The 14246-nt window shown below is 70.4% G+C and carries 16 protein-coding genes; 7 read left to right on the top strand and 9 right to left on the bottom strand.

The features are described 5' to 3' along the window. Window positions 1–43: 43 nt before the first annotated feature. Window positions 44–1252 (top strand): dicarboxylate/amino acid:cation symporter, encoded by a 1209-nt coding sequence (locus ACYVKA_RS08125; RefSeq protein WP_460704446.1) that lies wholly within the window; start codon window positions 44–46, stop codon window positions 1250–1252. 39 nt (window positions 1253–1291) lie between these two features. On the opposite strand, the gene msrA is transcribed toward ACYVKA_RS08125, so the two are convergent. From msrA to ACYVKA_RS08100, 5 genes are all read right to left on the bottom strand, one after another. Next, on the bottom strand, window positions 1292–1903 hold the full coding sequence (gene msrA, locus ACYVKA_RS08120; protein WP_394277831.1) for a peptide-methionine (S)-S-oxide reductase MsrA: 612 nt from the start codon (window positions 1901–1903) through the stop codon (window positions 1292–1294). A gap of 130 nt (window positions 1904–2033) precedes the next feature. Next, on the bottom strand, window positions 2034–2171 hold the full coding sequence (locus tag ACYVKA_RS08115) for a hypothetical protein (RefSeq protein WP_460704444.1): 138 nt from the start codon (window positions 2169–2171) through the stop codon (window positions 2034–2036). A gap of 9 nt (window positions 2172–2180) precedes the next feature. Continuing rightward, complete coding sequence (locus ACYVKA_RS08110) at window positions 2181–2816, bottom strand: polysaccharide deacetylase family protein (RefSeq protein ID WP_460704442.1); 636 nt, start codon at window positions 2814–2816, stop codon at window positions 2181–2183. Between the two features lie 25 nt (window positions 2817–2841). Then, a complete protein-coding gene (locus ACYVKA_RS08105; RefSeq protein WP_460704440.1) occupies window positions 2842–3585 on the bottom strand; it encodes a uracil-DNA glycosylase in 744 nt (247 codons plus the stop codon). Further along, complete coding sequence (locus ACYVKA_RS08100; protein WP_460704438.1) at window positions 3582–4844, bottom strand: MFS transporter; 1263 nt, start codon at window positions 4842–4844, stop codon at window positions 3582–3584. The genes ACYVKA_RS08105 and ACYVKA_RS08100 overlap by 4 nt, the downstream gene beginning before the upstream one ends. An 85-nt stretch (window positions 4845–4929) precedes the next feature. Between ACYVKA_RS08100 and ACYVKA_RS08095 the strand changes: the two genes are divergently transcribed. Both ACYVKA_RS08095 and ACYVKA_RS08090 read left to right on the top strand, forming a co-directional pair. Next, window positions 4930–6246 carry an AI-2E family transporter gene (locus ACYVKA_RS08095; protein ID WP_460704436.1) on the top strand — a complete coding sequence of 439 codons (1317 nt, stop codon included), beginning with the start codon at window positions 4930–4932 and terminating at the stop codon, window positions 6244–6246. Between the two features lie 76 nt (window positions 6247–6322). After that, window positions 6323–7408, top strand: a complete 1086-nt coding sequence (locus ACYVKA_RS08090; protein ID WP_460704434.1) for a hypothetical protein — start codon at window positions 6323–6325, stop codon at window positions 7406–7408. A 114-nt stretch (window positions 7409–7522) separates the two neighbouring features. Here ACYVKA_RS08090 and greA read toward each other — a convergent pair whose 3' ends face one another. Together greA and ACYVKA_RS08080 are read right to left on the bottom strand one after the other, a co-directional pair. Then, window positions 7523–8029, bottom strand: coding sequence for a transcription elongation factor GreA (gene greA / locus ACYVKA_RS08085; RefSeq protein ID WP_394274770.1), 507 nt, complete (start codon window positions 8027–8029; stop codon window positions 7523–7525). Between the two features lie 62 nt (window positions 8030–8091). Continuing rightward, window positions 8092–8499 (bottom strand): DUF4307 domain-containing protein, encoded by a 408-nt coding sequence (locus ACYVKA_RS08080; protein WP_460704432.1) that lies wholly within the window; start codon window positions 8497–8499, stop codon window positions 8092–8094. A gap of 89 nt (window positions 8500–8588) precedes the next feature. On the opposite strand from ACYVKA_RS08080, the gene mca reads away from it, so the two are divergent. Beyond that, window positions 8589–9506, top strand: a complete 918-nt coding sequence (mca, locus tag ACYVKA_RS08075; protein ID WP_460704430.1) for a mycothiol conjugate amidase Mca — start codon at window positions 8589–8591, stop codon at window positions 9504–9506. Window positions 9507–9509: 3 nt separating this feature from the next. Here the strand turns inward: mca and ACYVKA_RS08070 are convergent, their stop codons facing one another. Continuing rightward, entirely contained in the window at window positions 9510–9701 is a 192-nt protein-coding gene (locus tag ACYVKA_RS08070; protein ID WP_394274767.1) for a hypothetical protein, read from the bottom strand. A gap of 92 nt (window positions 9702–9793) precedes the next feature. Between ACYVKA_RS08070 and ACYVKA_RS08065 the strand changes: the two genes are divergently transcribed. Together ACYVKA_RS08065 and ACYVKA_RS08060 are read left to right on the top strand one after the other, a co-directional pair. Then, window positions 9794–10603, top strand: coding sequence for an NAD-dependent epimerase/dehydratase family protein (locus tag ACYVKA_RS08065; protein WP_460704428.1), 810 nt, complete (start codon window positions 9794–9796; stop codon window positions 10601–10603). 21 nt (window positions 10604–10624) lie between these two features. Further along, a complete protein-coding gene (locus ACYVKA_RS08060) occupies window positions 10625–12679 on the top strand; it encodes a thioredoxin domain-containing protein (RefSeq protein WP_460704426.1) in 2055 nt (684 codons plus the stop codon). A 24-nt stretch (window positions 12680–12703) separates the two neighbouring features. Here the strand turns inward: ACYVKA_RS08060 and ACYVKA_RS08055 are convergent, their stop codons facing one another. Next, on the bottom strand, window positions 12704–13513 hold the full coding sequence (locus ACYVKA_RS08055) for an isoprenyl transferase (RefSeq protein ID WP_394274762.1): 810 nt from the start codon (window positions 13511–13513) through the stop codon (window positions 12704–12706). A 58-nt stretch (window positions 13514–13571) separates the two neighbouring features. On the opposite strand from ACYVKA_RS08055, the gene trhA reads away from it, so the two are divergent. Further along, window positions 13572–14246, top strand: coding sequence for a PAQR family membrane homeostasis protein TrhA (gene trhA, locus ACYVKA_RS08050; protein WP_460704424.1), 675 nt, complete (start codon window positions 13572–13574; stop codon window positions 14244–14246).

Raw genomic sequence — 14246 nt, 5'->3', positions numbered from 1 at the left:
GCAAGTCTGCCCACGGTGGCCCCGGTGCGCCTAGTCTTCGGCCATGAAGACCACGCAACGGCGCCTCGGGCTGCTCACCAAGATCCTCATCGCCATCGTCCTGGGCATCGCCTGCGGGTTGTTCTTCCCTGCGCCCTTGGTGAGGGTCTTCGTCACCATCAATGGCCTGTTCGGCAACTACCTGGGCTTCGTGATTCCGCTGATCATCCTGGGCCTGATCGCCCCGGCGATCAGTGAGCTCGGCGCCGGGGCGGGCAAGTGGCTGGCCGTCACGACCGCATTGGCCTACGGCTCCACCCTCTTTGCCGGCTTCGTGGGCTATGTCGTCTCGATGGCCGTGCTGCCCAGGGTGCTGGAGGGCAAGAAGGTCCCCGGACTGAGCAATCCCGAGGATGCGCTGTTCACCCCTTTCTTCAAGGTGGAGATGCCGCCGGTGATGGGCGTCATGTCGGCCCTGCTGCTGGCCTTCGTGGTCGGCGTGGCGCTCACGGTCATCAAGGGTGATGTGGTGCAGCGCGGGCTGGTGGAGTTCCGCGAGGTCATCGAGCTGGTCATCGTCAAGACCGTCATCCCGCTTCTGCCGCTCTACATCTTCGGCATCTTCTGCAACATGACCGCCGCCGGCGAGGTGTGGAATGTCATCACCACCTTCCTGGGCGTCATCGTCATGGTCTTATCGCTGACGATCGTGCTCCTGCTGCTGCAGTACGGCGTGGCCGGCGCCCTCGCCCACCGCAACCCGCTGAGGATGCTCAAGACCCTGCTGCCCGCCTACGCCACCGCGCTGGGCACTTCCTCCTCGGCGGCGACGATCCCCGTCACCCTGCGCCAGACCATCGCCTCGGGCGTCTCGGAGCCGGTGGCCAGCTTCGTCATCCCGCTGTGCGCCACCATCCACCTGGCCGGTTCGACGATCAAGATCACCTGCTTCAGCCTGGCCGTCATGATCATCTACGGCATGCCCATCCACACCGGCACCATCGTCGGCTTCATCATGCTGCTGGGCATCATGATGGTGGCCGCCCCCGGCGTCCCCGGTGGCGCGATCATGACCGCCACCGCGCTGCTCACCAGCCAGCTCGGCTTCAACGAGGCGCAGGTGGGCCTGATGATCGCCACCTACATCGCCATCGACTCCTTCGGCACCGCAACCAATGTCACCGGCGACGCCGCCATCGCCACCATCGTCGACACGCTCGTCGAGCGCGACGGCGGGATGCCCAGCCGCGAGGCACCGGTGGTCGCGGGCTGAGCCCGGCCCCGGCACGACAGGGCCGGGCCGGGGCCAGCCTCAGTTGCAGGTCACACCCGTCGCGTGCACCGGACAGTAGCCATTCGGGACCCGGTCCAGGTACTGCTGGTGGTACTCCTCAGCCCAGTACCACTCGGGTGCCGGCTCCACGGTCGTGGTGATCGCCCCGTAACCGGCATTGGTGAGCCCCTGCTGGAAGGAGTCCCGGGAGCGCTCGGCGACCTGCTGCTGCTCGTCGCTGGTGGTGAAGACGGCCGAGCGGTACTGGCTGCCAACGTCATTGCCCTGGCGGTCGCCCTGGGTGGGGTCGTGGTTCTCCCAGAAGACCGCCAGCAGCTGGTCATAGCTGATCCGGCTGGGGTCGAAGACGACGCGCACCGTCTCGGCATGGCCGCTCTGCCCGGTGCAGGTCTGCTCATAGGTGGGGTGGGTGATCTGTCCGCCCATGTAGCCGGCCGCCGTCGACAGCACCCCGTCGAGCTGCCAGAAGAGCTTCTCCGCGCCCCAGAAGCAGCCCATCGCGAAGTAGGCCACCTCGCTGCCGGGAAAGTCGCGGTCCAGCGGGTCACCGAAGATGCGGTGGTGGCAGGGCATCACCAGCGGCGAGATGGGATTGTCGACGACCTGGGGACGGGGGCGCTCGAAGAACATGGGCCAAGGCTAGCTCGCGGCCGGTGTCCACAAACCACACTGAGAACAGGCCACGGTGCAGCATCTGCGCCGACATGGCTCCTGGACGTGGTTTGGAGTGCCGGGCTGGCGTGTGCCCGCCCCCAGTGGCTCAGGCCTTGGGGTAGACGGCGCCGGGCGTGGTGCTGCCCAGCAGCTGGCTGACCGTCACCAGGGTGTAGCCCTGCTCGTGCAGGCCGTCGATGATGGCCGGCGCCGCCTCGACGGTCCATGGGTGGATGTCGTGCATCAGGATGATCTAGTTGCGGCTGGAGCGCTGCAGGGTGAGCCGCGTGATGGCCTCAGCGGACTGGTTGCTGGCCACCCAGTCCTCCGGTGAGTTGTTCCACACCACGACGGCCAGCCCATTCCTGCCCACCACCCTGTCGGTGCGGGAGGTGCGGGCCGCATAGGGCGGGCGCATCAGCGTCGGGGTCTGGCCGGTGATCCTCGCCAGCGCCTTGTTGGTCTGCGCCACCTCCCAGGCCACCTTCTCGTCGGAGAGCCCGCTGATCGGCTTGTGGTCGTAGGTGTGGTTGGTGATCTCGAAGCCCTGCTGGTGGGCCTTGCGCACCGTCTCCGGGTAGGTTTCGGCGGCATTGCCCAGCATGAACAAGGTCGCGGTGGCCTTGCGGTCGGTGAAGGCCTTGAGCAGCTGCGGCGTCAGGGTGCTGGGGCCGTCGTCATAGGTGAGGGCGATGCACTTGAGCTTGCGGCAGTCGGGTTCGGTGGTGGCGCTCGGGGTGGGCGTCGGCGAGCTCGCAGGCGTGGATCCGGTGGCGCTGGGCGAAGTGGTGCCACCGGCGCCCGAGGAGTAAGTCGGGGTGCTGGCGGCACCACCGGCCAGGGCGACGGTGCAGGCGAGCAGGGTGGGGGAGAGCAGGCGACGGATCACCAAGCCATGCTAGGGATGACGCGGGTCAGCGGGGCCCCAGCCGCCAGTCGATCGGCTCGGCCCCCTGCTCGACCAGCAGCTGGTTGCACCGGCTGAAGGGACGTGAGCCGAAGAAGCCCGAGCGTGCCGACAGCGGCGACGGGTGCGGGCTGGCGATCACCGGCACCTGGCCGAGCATCGGCGCCAGCGACTGCGCGTCGCGGCCCCACAGGATCGCCACCAGGGGCCCGCCGCGGGCGGCCAGGGCCTCGATGGCGCACTGGGTCACCGCCTCCCAGCCCTCGCCGCGATGGGACCCGGCGGCCCCCGGCCGCACCGTGAGCACGCGGTTGAGCAGCAGCACGCCCTGCTCGAACCACGGTGACAGGTCGCCGTCGGGGGCCGGGGCGATGCCCAGGTCGTCGTGCAGCTCCTTGTAGATGTTCTGCAGGCTGCGCGGCACCGGACGCACCTCGGGATCGACGCTGAAGCTCAGCCCCACTGCATGCCCGGGGGTGGGGTAGGGGTCCTGGCCCACCACCAGCACCCGCACGTCGGCCAACGGGCGGCTGAAGGCGCGCAGCACCCGCTCGCCGGCGGGCAGGTAGCTGCGCCCCGCGGCGAGCTCCTCGCGCAGGAAGCGGCCCATCTGGTGCACCTGGTCCTCCACCGGGGCCAGGGCCTCGGCCCAGTCGGGGGCGACGATCTCGGCCAGCGGCCGGGGCTCGTGCTGGCGGGGCTCGTGGTTGCGTGGCTCGTGGCGGTGGGGCCTGGCGGTCTGGTCGGTCATCGGTCCTCCCGGGGGATGCGCAGCGAGTACAGGGCACCGGCCAGCAGCAGGGCGCCGCCGACGGCGAAGGCGGGCGAGAGCCCCGCGGCGTCGGCGATGGCTCCGGCCGCCAGCGGGCCGATGATGGCGCCCAGGTCGCTCATCATCGAGAAGGTGGCCACCGGGGCACCGCCCCGGCCGCCGGTGACGTCGCCGACCAGGGCGGTGGGGGCGGTGGAGTGGGCTGCCGAGCCCACCCCGTAGAGGCACAGGGCAAGGGTGAGCACCCACAGGGCCCCCGGGCCGGGAAGGCCCAGCGCATCGGCGATGGGTCCCGACCAGGGCATCGCCAGCGCCGCCAGGCCGGTGCACAGGCCGGCCAGCACCATCAGCGGGCGACGCCCGACGGTGTCGACGGCACGCCCCACCGGGCCGAGCACGGCCGTCTGGGCCACCGCGGCCAGCGCGAAGATGACGCCGGTGGCCGAGGGGGAATGGTGCAGCCCCTCCACCACCAGCACCGGCACCAGCGAGCTGCGCACGCCGAAGGACTGCCAGCCCTGGGCGAAGTTGGTCAGGCAGGCCGCCCGGTAGCGCACGTCGGCCAGCGCCTCGGACAGCGGCATCACCTGCTTGACCACGGTCGTGTCCCGCTTCGGCGGACGGCTGAGCAGGCACAGCGCGACGATGCCCGCCACACTCAAGGTGGCGGCGTAGACGAAGAAGGGCGCGGTGAGCGAGATCGCGGCGAACATGCCGCCGATCGCCGGGCCCGCCATGCCGCCCAGCAGGAAGCCACCCGAGTAGAGGGCGCTGGCGCGGCCGCGCTGGTGCGGTTCGACGATGCGCAGCAGCAGGCTCATGGCACTGACCGTGAACATGGCCGAGCCGATGCCGCCCAGACCGCGCATCAGCAGCAACGCCCAGAAGCTCGTCGCCAGGCCCGCGGCGGCCGAGGAGGCGGCCACCACGAACATGCCCACGCCGAGGACCGTGCGCTCCCCGAGCCGCTCCACCAGCGGTGGCACCGCCGGGCTGGTCGCCAGCCGCATCAGGGCGAAGGCACTGATCACCAGCCCCACCATGAAATTGGTCACCTGGAAGCTGCGAGCGAAGACCGGCAGCACCGGCACCATCACGCCGAAACCGACCGAGACGCAGAAGGCGATCACCGAGAGCACCGTCACGTCACGCGGCAGCCCCGTCCCCTGCCCCGGGCGGGGCAGGGTGAAGCGGGTGCGGCGCGCGGGCGCGTCGGGTGTCTGGGTGGGGCTCTTCACGCGCACAGGTTAGCCTTGCTCACAGCCCAGGTCCTCGGACCCTGCCAACGCAGCTCCCCGCTGTCCCATCCCCGAAAGGTCTTGCATGGCAATCCGACTGTCCGACTCCCTGCGCCGCCGGCTCCCCCAGCCCATCGCCATGCCCGACGACGGCCTGCCCCGGGCCGTGCTCGTCCAGGCCAGTGAACCCAGCGAGGTGCCGCACGGCATCCGTCTGGCCGCCGGCTGGTTCTGGCGCCTGCTGGTGATCGCCGCCGGCATCTACGGCCTGTGGTACATCATGTCGGCCCTGTCCGAGGTGGTGATCCCCCTGGTCGTGGCGGTACTGCTGACCGCCGCGCTGTGGCCCGTCAAGGAGTGGTTGCGACGCAAGGGCGCCGGCCGGGGTCTGGCGGCGGCCGCCAGCCTGTTGTTGCTGGTTGGGCTGATCGCGGCCATCTTCACCCTGGTTGGCACCCAGATCGCCAGCCAGTCCAGCGAGCTGGCCGACGCCTCGGTGGCCAGCTATGCCCAGTTCATGAACTGGCTCGGCGACGGGCCGCTGCAGATCCACCAGGCCCAGATCGACCAGTGGACCACGAGCGTCACCGAGTGGGCCAAGACCCAGCAGTCTGCTGGCGCCGGGCTGGCGGCTGCTGCGGGAACCCAGGTGGGTCACTTCATCGCCGGCCTCGCGCTGGCCCTGTTCGCGCTGTTCTACTTCCTCTTCGAGGGACCGGCCATCGCCACCGCCGGGCTCAAGTTCGTCCCGCGCGGCTCCCGCGCCCGCGTGGCGGACGCCTGCCTGCGCGGATGGGTCTCCTTGGTCTCCTATGTGCGTGCCGCCGTGATCGTGGCCTTCGTCGATGGTCTGGGCGCCGGCATCGGTGCCGCCCTGGTGGGCTCGAACCTCTTCCTGGCCATCGGTGCCCTGACCTTCATCACCGCTTTCGTCCCGCTGCTGGGTGCCTTCGTGGCCGGCCTGGTGGCCACCAGCGTGGTGCTGCTCACGCTGGGCTGGGTGAAGGCCCTGATCATGCTGGCCGTCTTCGTGCTGGTGATGCAGCTGGAGGCCCACGTGCTGCAGCCCTTCCTGCTGGGCAAGGCCGTCAGCCTGCACCCGCTGATGGTGCTCTACGGGCTGGCCATGGGCAGCATCATCGGGGGCATCGTCGGTGCCCTGTTCGCGGTGCCGGTGCTGGCCTTCGGCAATGCCTTCGTCCGGGCCCTGGTCGCCCAGCAGGGCGAGGCCGAGGCGCCCCCGGCCGATGATGAGGTGCCCGGCGTCGAGGGCGTGCGACGCGAGCTGGACGAGTCCACCGGAGCGGATGAGGAGCCCGGCCCGGTCGACGAGCTCGCGCGGGCCGTCGTGGACCGCGCGAGCTCCGTCGACGGCACCCGGCAGGAGCCTCCGCATTCCTGACCAGGACCCCTGAATCGTCCCCTGCCACGCCCGCCCCGACTTCGGTCTGGGCGGGCGTCGGCATAGGTTCACAGGTATGCAGACACAGACCGAGATCCTCCAGGCCCTGGCCGATGGACGCATCGACGTCGGCCGGGCCGGCCGGCTGCTCGACGAGCTGCGCCAGCCCACGGCGGGCACTGCGGCGGGTACGCAGTCCCAGGGGACGACCAGCTGGGCGGGCATTGCCCGCGGCCTGGCCGGAGCGGCCGGTGACCTGGCCCAGAGCGCCGCGATGGGGCTCGGGCAGGCAGCTCGTCAGCACGCGGGACAGGCCCCGGGTGCCGCCGCCAATCCCGGCGGGCCCCAGCCGGTCGACCACGTCGTCGTGCGTGCCCGCGGACGGTGGGTGCGGCTGGTGGCCGAGCCCGGGCTGGCGAAGGTGGTGGTGCGTGGCGAGCACACGTTGCAGCGCACCGGGAACCGGGTGGAGGTGGAGGCCGAGGGCGACCTGGTGCCTTCACTGGACAAGTTCTCGATGCTGAAGGCCGCGGCCGGCCAGAAGCTGCGCGGCAGTGCAGGGCTCGACCTGGCCGGCCTGGCGCAGGCGGCGATGGGCAGCACCGGGGTGGCCAAGGAGCTGGTGGTGCGGGTGCCGGCCGGGGTCGAGGTGGACGTCGACCTGACCGGCGGGGGCCTGGCCACCGAGGGTCTGGCACGGATCGGACGGCTGCGCGCCAGTGCCGCGGGCCTGAGGCTCTCCGGGCTGGAGCAGATGCGCGACGCGCGGGTGCAGGCCTGCCATGTGGTGCTCCAGGGTGGTTTCGGACTTCGACCTTCCTCGGTCCACGTCGAGTCGGGCAGCCTGCAGCTGGCCCTGGACCTGGATGCCGATGTTCGCGTGGACGTGACCAGCCGGATGGCACGCATCGTGTGGCCGACGGGCCACCCGTCGGGCTCCACCAGCCTGGTGGCTGGCCAGGGCACCGGACGCCTCGCTCTCGACCTGGTGCTGGCGCAGGCCACCATCACGACGGCCAGCGGCACATCGGGCCCGGCCGAGGAGCCGTCTCCCGGGGACCCGAGTCCAGACGAGTCGCCGCGGCAGCCGGATCCTGCACCGACCTCCGGAGCCGCGCAGGACGGTGACGAGGAGGTGCTGGAGGGCGAGATCGTCGACTGATCTGCGGCGCGGGACCAGCGGGCCCGGGGACAGAGACAACCGCACCTGACAGCAGCGCGTCCCCCACCCCGGCCGGGTGGGGGACGCGCTGCTGCAACCGTCTCGTGGAAGGGGTCAGCCCTGGAAGGTCGCCACCTTCAGCACGGTGATCTCGATGTCCTTGCCAGTGGGGGCCGTGTACGTGGTGGTCTCGCCCTGCTTCTTGCCGATCACGGCGGCACCCAGCGGCGACTGGGGGCTGAAGACCTGGATGTCAACGGAGTCGTCCAGTCCCAGCACCTCGCGCGAACCGACCAGGAAGGTGTCGGTGTCGTCCTCGTCGCCGAAGTAGGCCACGGTCACCTGGCTGCCGGGCCCGGCCTCGCCGGTGGCGGGGGCCTCGCCGACCTCGGCGCGGCGCAGGATGTCCTCGAGCTGGACGATGCGCGCCTCCATCTGTCCCTGCTCCTCGCGGGCGGCGTGGTAGCCGCCGTTCTCGGACAGGTCGCCCTCCTCGCGGGCACCGGCGATCTTCTCACTCACCTCGGTGCGGCCATCACCCTTGAGGTACTCCAGCTCGTCGGAGAGCTTGTCGTACGCCTCCCGGGTGAGCCAGACGGTGTCGGTTGCATTCTCGGTCATCCCCTGAACCTATCATCGGGCCTGCGACCACCCAAGGAAGTCCCGCGCGGGCCGCGGATCGCTCAGGCCAGCCGGCAGTGCTCCACGTTGACGCTGACCGCCTTGTTCACGGTCTTCACGGTGACCCGCTGGTGGGTGATCTTCTCGGTGCCCGGGGGGATCTCGGCGTCCAGCTCGCCCACCCGGGCCCCTTCCTGGGCGGTGGCCTTGATGGTGCAGATGGCGGCCTGGGACGGGTCACGACGCTGCACCCGCAGGTCGGCGTGGATCGCGTGCTCGCCGCCGTCGTGGAAGGCGGTCAGGTCGGCCTCGACGGGCTTGGTGGCACCATGCAGGCCGGCCCAGACCATCCAGCCACCGAGCAGGACGGTCATCACGGTGACGAGTGCGAGGTAGAGCGGGCGTCGCCCCTGGGCGGTGGGATAGCGCGCCGCGATGCGCGCTCGGTCTGCGTCGGTCAACTGGCTCACGACCCCCATTGTGCCCTCCATGGCGGACGTGGTCCCCAGCTCGCGGACAGGCGCGCGCCGGGGATGCCCGATTGTGCACAATGGTGGCCATGTCCGACGCCCCCAAGCCCAGCACCGGCCTGCGCCTGATGCACGTGCACGCCCATCCCGACGACGAATCCAGCAAGGGGGCCGCGACGACGGCCCGCTATGTGGCCGAGGGTGCCGAGGTGATGGTGGTCACCTGCACCGGCGGTGAGCGTGGCAGCGTGCTCAACCCCAAGATGGACCGTCCCGAGGTGCATGAGAACATCGCGGCGATCCGCGCGCTGGAGATGGAGGCCGCCCGCGAGGTGCTGGGCGTCGAGCAGCGCTGGCTGGGTTTCATCGACTCGGGGCTGCCCGAGGGTGATCCGCTGCCGCCGCTGCCGGAGGGCTGCTTCGCCCTGGAGGACCCTGAGGTGGCGGCCGAGCCGCTGGTGGAGCTGATCCGCGAGTTCCGGCCGCACGTGGTCACCACCTATGACGAGAACGGCGGCTACCCGCATCCGGACCACATCCAGTGCCACCGGGTGACGATGGCCGCGGTGAAGGCCGCCGCCGACGAGCACGCCTGGCCCGGTGCGGGCGAGCCCTGGCAGGTGAGCAAGGTCTATTACCACATGAGCTTCCACCGGCTGCGCTTCGCCGCCCTCGACGCGGCGATGCACGAGCAGGGGATGGACTCTCCCTATGCCGAGCGCCTGGCGGCCTGGGACGACCTCGACTTCGAGAAGCGCATCACCACCTTCGTGCCGTGCGCCGACCACTTCGAGGTGCGGGATGCGGCGCTGCGGGCACATGCCACCCAGATCGACCCCGACGGGCCGTGGTTCGCCGTGCCGACCGAGACACAGAAGCGTGCCTGGCCCACCGAGGACTTCGAGCTGGTCTTCTCCACCGTGGGTACCGCCCACCCCGAGAGCGACCTGTTCGCCGGCCTGCGCGGCGAGCCGCCGATCGACACCAGCGACACCTGGAGCATCTGAGGGTCAGCCGCGCGTCATCCGGGACTCGCGTTCCTGGGCGGCGCGGCCCTCGTCGGTCAGGTCTGCCTCGAAGGGGATCGACGCGTCGATCCGCCGGGAGTGCCGGTTCAGGCTGAGGGCGCCCAGGATGATGAAGGCCGCGATGGCGACGAAGACGACCAGGGTGAACATTCCGCTGCCGAGCATGGGGGTCATGCCCCGAAGGATACGCCCGGCGGTGGCGGGCACACCGTGCGCCGACAGCGCAAGGGCTTGAAGCACCCTGCGCGCCTGAAGAGGATGGGGCCATGGTGACCAACCCCCAGACCCCCGACCAGACCAACCGCCGCCGGGTGCTCATCACCGGTGCCACCGGCAACATCGGCATCGTGCTCAGCGAGGCCTTCCAGGATGACTACGATGTGGTCATGCACGGCCGCACCCCGCGCACCGAGCGCCAGGAGCGCGAGCTGCGCCAGGCCGACCTGGGCAGCGTGGAGGAGATGAGCTCGCTGATGGAGGGTGTCGACAGCGTCGTCCACCTGGCTGGCGCCTCCTCCCCGGAGTCCAGCTGGGAGGACGTGCTGGAGGCCAACATCATCGGGACCCGCACCGTGCTCGAGGCCGCCCGCCTGGCCGGGGTGCGCCGCGTGGTCCACGCCTCCTCCAACCACGCCATGGGCGGCTACGACCGCGACGGCCAGTGGCCCGTCTATCCGCACCAGACCCCGCGTGCCGACTCCTTCTACGGCGTCAGCAAGGCATTCGGCGAGATCCTGGGTCGCTTCTACCACGACGAGTACGGCATTGACTTCATCGCCCTGCGCATCGGCTGGATGAGCGATGATCCTTCGGCCGCCGAGGACGACATCCTGCACGCCATGTGGCTGAGCGAGGACGACGCCGTGCAGGTGGTGCGGCGGGCCATCGAGGCACAGGTGCGCCACGGCGTCTACTACGCCATCAGCGACAACCCGAACCGCCGCTGGTCGATGACCAACACCATGCTGGAGCTGGGTTACCGGCCCCAGGACTCCTGGGGTGACGGGCAGGGCCAGCAGGAGCAGGTGGTGGAGGGTGGCGAGCCCGCCCCCGCGCAGTGGCCCGAGGGTTCCTGAGCCGACGGCTAGGCTGGCGGCGTGCCGAATCGTCTTGCCGAGTCCACCAGCCCCTATCTGCTGCAGCACGCCCACCAGGAGGTGGACTGGTTCCCGTGGGGACCGAACGCCTTCGCAGTCGCCCGCGAGCGCGACCTGCCGCTGCTGGTGAGCACCGGCTATGCCGCCTGCCACTGGTGCCATGTGATGGCCCACGAGAGCTTCGACGACGCCGCCTTGGCTGCCTACATGAACGAGCACTTCGTGAATGTCAAGGTGGACCGTGAGGAGTCGCCCGACGTCGACGCCGTGCTGATGAATGCCACCCAGGCGCTCACCGGACAGGGCGGCTGGCCGATGACGGTCTTCCTGACCCCCGAGGGCCAGCCCTTCTTCGCCGGCACCTACTTCCCGCCGCAGCCGGCGGGCGGGCAGCCGAGTTTCCTGCAGGTGCTCGAGGCGCTGGCCGGTGCCTGGGGCGAGCGCCGCGACGAGGTGGTTGCCTCGGCCGCCAGCATCACCGAGCAGCTGCGCGCCCTGAAGCCGGTGCAGGCCAGCGACGAGGTGCCCGGCGCCCGCGAGACGCTGGAGCTGCTCGGCAAGGACTACGACATGATCCACGGCGGCTTCGGCGGTGCGCCGAAGTTCCCGCCGGCGATGGTGCTGGACGCGCTGCTGGTCAAGGGTGACCCGGCCAGCCTCGACATTGCCCAGCTCACCTGCGAGATGATGGCCCGCGGCGGCCTCTTCGACCGGGTCGGCGGCGGTTTCCACCGTTATGCCGTCGATCCGGGCTGGGTGGTGCCGCACTTCGAGAAGATGCTCTACGACAACGCCCTGCTGCTCGGCAGCTATGTGCGCTGCTGGCGCCGCACTGCCGACCACGACGGCTACAAGCGCGAGGTCTTCGAGCACGTCATCTACTCCACCGTCGAGTGGCTGCAGCGCGAGATGCGCACCGAGCCCGTCGAGGGGCGCCCGGGTGGCGCCTTCGCCGCCAGCCTGGACGCCGACTCGGTCGACATCCGAGGCATGGTGGCCGAGGGCATCTACTACGTGTGGAATCCCGAGCTGCTGGTCGACGCCCTGGGCGAGGCCGACGGCGCCTGGGCCCGCCAGGTTTTCCACGTCCACGAGGCCGGCACCTTCGAGCACGGCCTGTCGACGCTGCAGCTGCACGGCTCGCCCGACCAGGCCCGCCTCACGTCGGTGCTGGACAAGCTGCGTGCCGAGCGGGAGAACCGTTTCGCCCCGCAACGCGACGACAAGGTGGTGGCCGCCTGGAATGGCCTGGCCATCGACTCCCTGGTCAATGCCGCGATGACCTTCGGTGAGCCGGAGTGGCTGGAGCTGGCCCGCGCCGCGGCGGAGCACGTCTGGGCGGTGCACGTCGACGAGCAGGGCGACCGCTTCGTGCGCACCTCGCGCGACGGGCTGGCCGGGAACTCGCCTGCCGTCACCGAGGACCACGGGGCGTTGGCGCTGGGCCTGGCCCGGCTGGCTGGCGCGACCGGCGAGGCGCAGTGGCTGGAGCGTGCGGTGTGGCTCGTGGAACGTGCCGACCGGTTGTTCAGCGCCGAGGACGGCGGATTCTTCGACGCCCGGGCCAGCGACGAGCTGTTCAACCAGCCCCGTGACATCACCGACAATGCCACCCCTTCGGGCACCAGCTCGATGGTCGCGGCCCTGCGCCTGGTGGGCCTGATGGCCCAGCGCACGGACCTTGAAGCGCGTGCCGACCGGGCCGCCCGCACGACCTGGCCGCTGGTGGCCTCCCAGCCGCGTTTTGCCGGCTGGAGCCTGGCTGACGCCTTGGTGCTGGACGAGGCCCGTCGCGGCCTGAAGCCGGCGCAGGTGGTCGTCGTGGTCCCCGAGGGCGAGGGCATCGACCGCCTGGCCACTGCTGCCTGGCGGATGGCCCCGGCCGGCTCGGCGATCGTGGTGGGCCGGGAGGGCACTGAGGGCTTCGGAGGCCTGTTCGACCAGCGCACCGCCCGCGACGGCCGCGCCACCACCTATGTCTGCCGCGGAGAGGTCTGCTTCGAGCCCACCAGCGACTACGCCGAACTCAAGACGCCGCTGTGGAGCCGCTGTTGAGGGCCGCGTGCGGGACCGGGCAGCTCACTTGCCGAAGCGTCGTTCCCGCTGGCTGAAGGAGCGCAGTGCGCGCAGGAAGTCGACACGGCGGAAGTCGGGCCACAGGGCCTCGCAGAAGTAGAACTCGCTGTGGGCGCTCTGCCACATCAGGAAGCCCGACAGGCGCTGCTCGCCCGAGGTGCGGATGATCAAGTCGGGGTCGGGCTGGCCCTTGGTGTAGAGGTGCTCGCCGATCTGGTCGATCTCCAGGCTCTCGGCCACCTCGTCGAGGCTGCGTCCCTTGGCTGCCTGTTCGCGCAACAGGGAGCGCACCGCGTCGCGCAGCTCGTGGCGCCCGCCGTAGGCGATGGCGACGTTGACCAGCATTCCGCGGTTGCCGGCGCTGCGCTGGCGGGCGCCGTCCAGGGCCTTGGCCATCGTGGTGGGCAGCAACGCCATGTCGCCCATCGCCTGGACCCTCCAGCGGCCGTCGGCGGCCAGCTCCACCACCAGGTCCTCGATCACCTGGAGCAGGGGAAGCAGTTCCTCGTCGGCGCTGCGGGAGAGGTTGTCGGTGCTCAGCACCCACAGCGTCACCACCTGGATGCCGGCCTCGTCACACCAGCCGACGAAGTCGGTGAGCTTGTCAGCGCCGGCCTGGTAGCCGGCGACCAGCGGCTGGTCGGGGGCATTCATCCGCGCCCAGCGACGATTCCCGTCGGCCAGCACGGCGACGTGGCGCGGCAGGTTGTCGGCGTCGATCTCCTGCAGCAGGCGCGTCTCGTAGGTGCTGTACAGCAGGCCTGACGGGTGCATCCGGTCGAGGGTCTCGGAGAGACGGTCCAGCCTGTTCATGGCTTCAGCCTAGTCGCAGTGGTCGGCCACTCCACCAACCTACGCTACCGTAGGTTATATGCACATACCGGAGCGTGAAGCCGCTCTCACCACACCCCACGCAGCCACCAAGCCACGGCTGCGAGGCTGGCTGCACCAGGGTTTCGCCCCCGTCATGCTGGTGGCCGGAATCCTGCTGGTCGCCCTGGCACCGCAGCGCGACGAGCGGCTGGCCTGCGCGGTCTACGCGCTCAGTGCCGTGCTGCTGTTCGGCAACTCGGCCTTCTACCACCGCGGCAGCTGGTCACCTCGGGTGCATGCGGTCTTCCGCCGGGTGGACCACGCCAACATCTTCGTCTTCATCGCCGGCAGCTACACCCCGATGGCGGTCGGCATGCTGCACGGCCGCAGCCTGCGCCTGCTGCTGGCCCTCATCTGGTCCTGCGCCCTGGTGGGCGTGCTCTTCCGCGTCTTCTGGATCGCTGCCCCGCGCTGGCTCTACGTGGCGCTCTACCTGGTCATGGGCTGGGCCGCACTGGGCTGGATGGGCCAGTTCTGGCACATCGGCGGCCCGGCGGTGGTGGCGCTGATCGCCGCCGGCGGCATCATCTACTCGATCGGAGCCATCGCCTACGGCCTGCGACGGCCCAATCCCTGGCCCGAGACCTTCGGCTTCCACGAGGTCTTCCACCTGTGCACCGTGCTGGCCGCCCTGTGCCACTACCTGGCGATCTGCCTGGTGCTGTTCGGCTGA

The sequence above is a fragment of the Luteococcus sediminum genome (assembly GCF_054783495.1).
The sequence above is the reverse complement of the archived record's forward strand: the minus strand, read 5'-3'. Positions and strand labels throughout refer to the sequence as shown.

Bases quoted from the DNA above. Each gene is read 5' to 3' on its own strand.
- ACYVKA_RS08125 (WP_460704446.1), top strand. From the start codon at position 44: ATGAAGACCACGCAACGGCGCCTCGGGCTGCTCACCAAGATCCTCATC.
- msrA (WP_394277831.1), bottom strand. From the start codon at position 1,903: ATGTTCTTCGAGCGCCCCCGTCCCCAGGTCGTCGACAATCCCATCTCG.
- ACYVKA_RS08115 (WP_460704444.1), bottom strand. From the start codon at position 2,171: ATGCACGACATCCACCCATGGACCGTCGAGGCGGCGCCGGCCATCATC.
- ACYVKA_RS08105 (WP_460704440.1), bottom strand. From the start codon at position 3,585: ATGACCGACCAGACCGCCAGGCCCCACCGCCACGAGCCACGCAACCAC.
- ACYVKA_RS08095 (WP_460704436.1), top strand. From the start codon at position 4,930: ATGGCAATCCGACTGTCCGACTCCCTGCGCCGCCGGCTCCCCCAGCCC.
- ACYVKA_RS08090 (WP_460704434.1), top strand. From the start codon at position 6,323: ATGCAGACACAGACCGAGATCCTCCAGGCCCTGGCCGATGGACGCATC.
- greA (WP_394274770.1), bottom strand. From the start codon at position 8,029: ATGACCGAGAATGCAACCGACACCGTCTGGCTCACCCGGGAGGCGTAC.
- mca (WP_460704430.1), top strand. From the start codon at position 8,589: ATGTCCGACGCCCCCAAGCCCAGCACCGGCCTGCGCCTGATGCACGTG.
- ACYVKA_RS08070 (WP_394274767.1), bottom strand. From the start codon at position 9,701: ATGACCCCCATGCTCGGCAGCGGAATGTTCACCCTGGTCGTCTTCGTC.
- ACYVKA_RS08065 (WP_460704428.1), top strand. From the start codon at position 9,794: ATGGTGACCAACCCCCAGACCCCCGACCAGACCAACCGCCGCCGGGTG.
- ACYVKA_RS08055 (WP_394274762.1), bottom strand. From the start codon at position 13,513: ATGAACAGGCTGGACCGTCTCTCCGAGACCCTCGACCGGATGCACCCG.
- trhA (WP_460704424.1), top strand. From the start codon at position 13,572: ATGCACATACCGGAGCGTGAAGCCGCTCTCACCACACCCCACGCAGCC.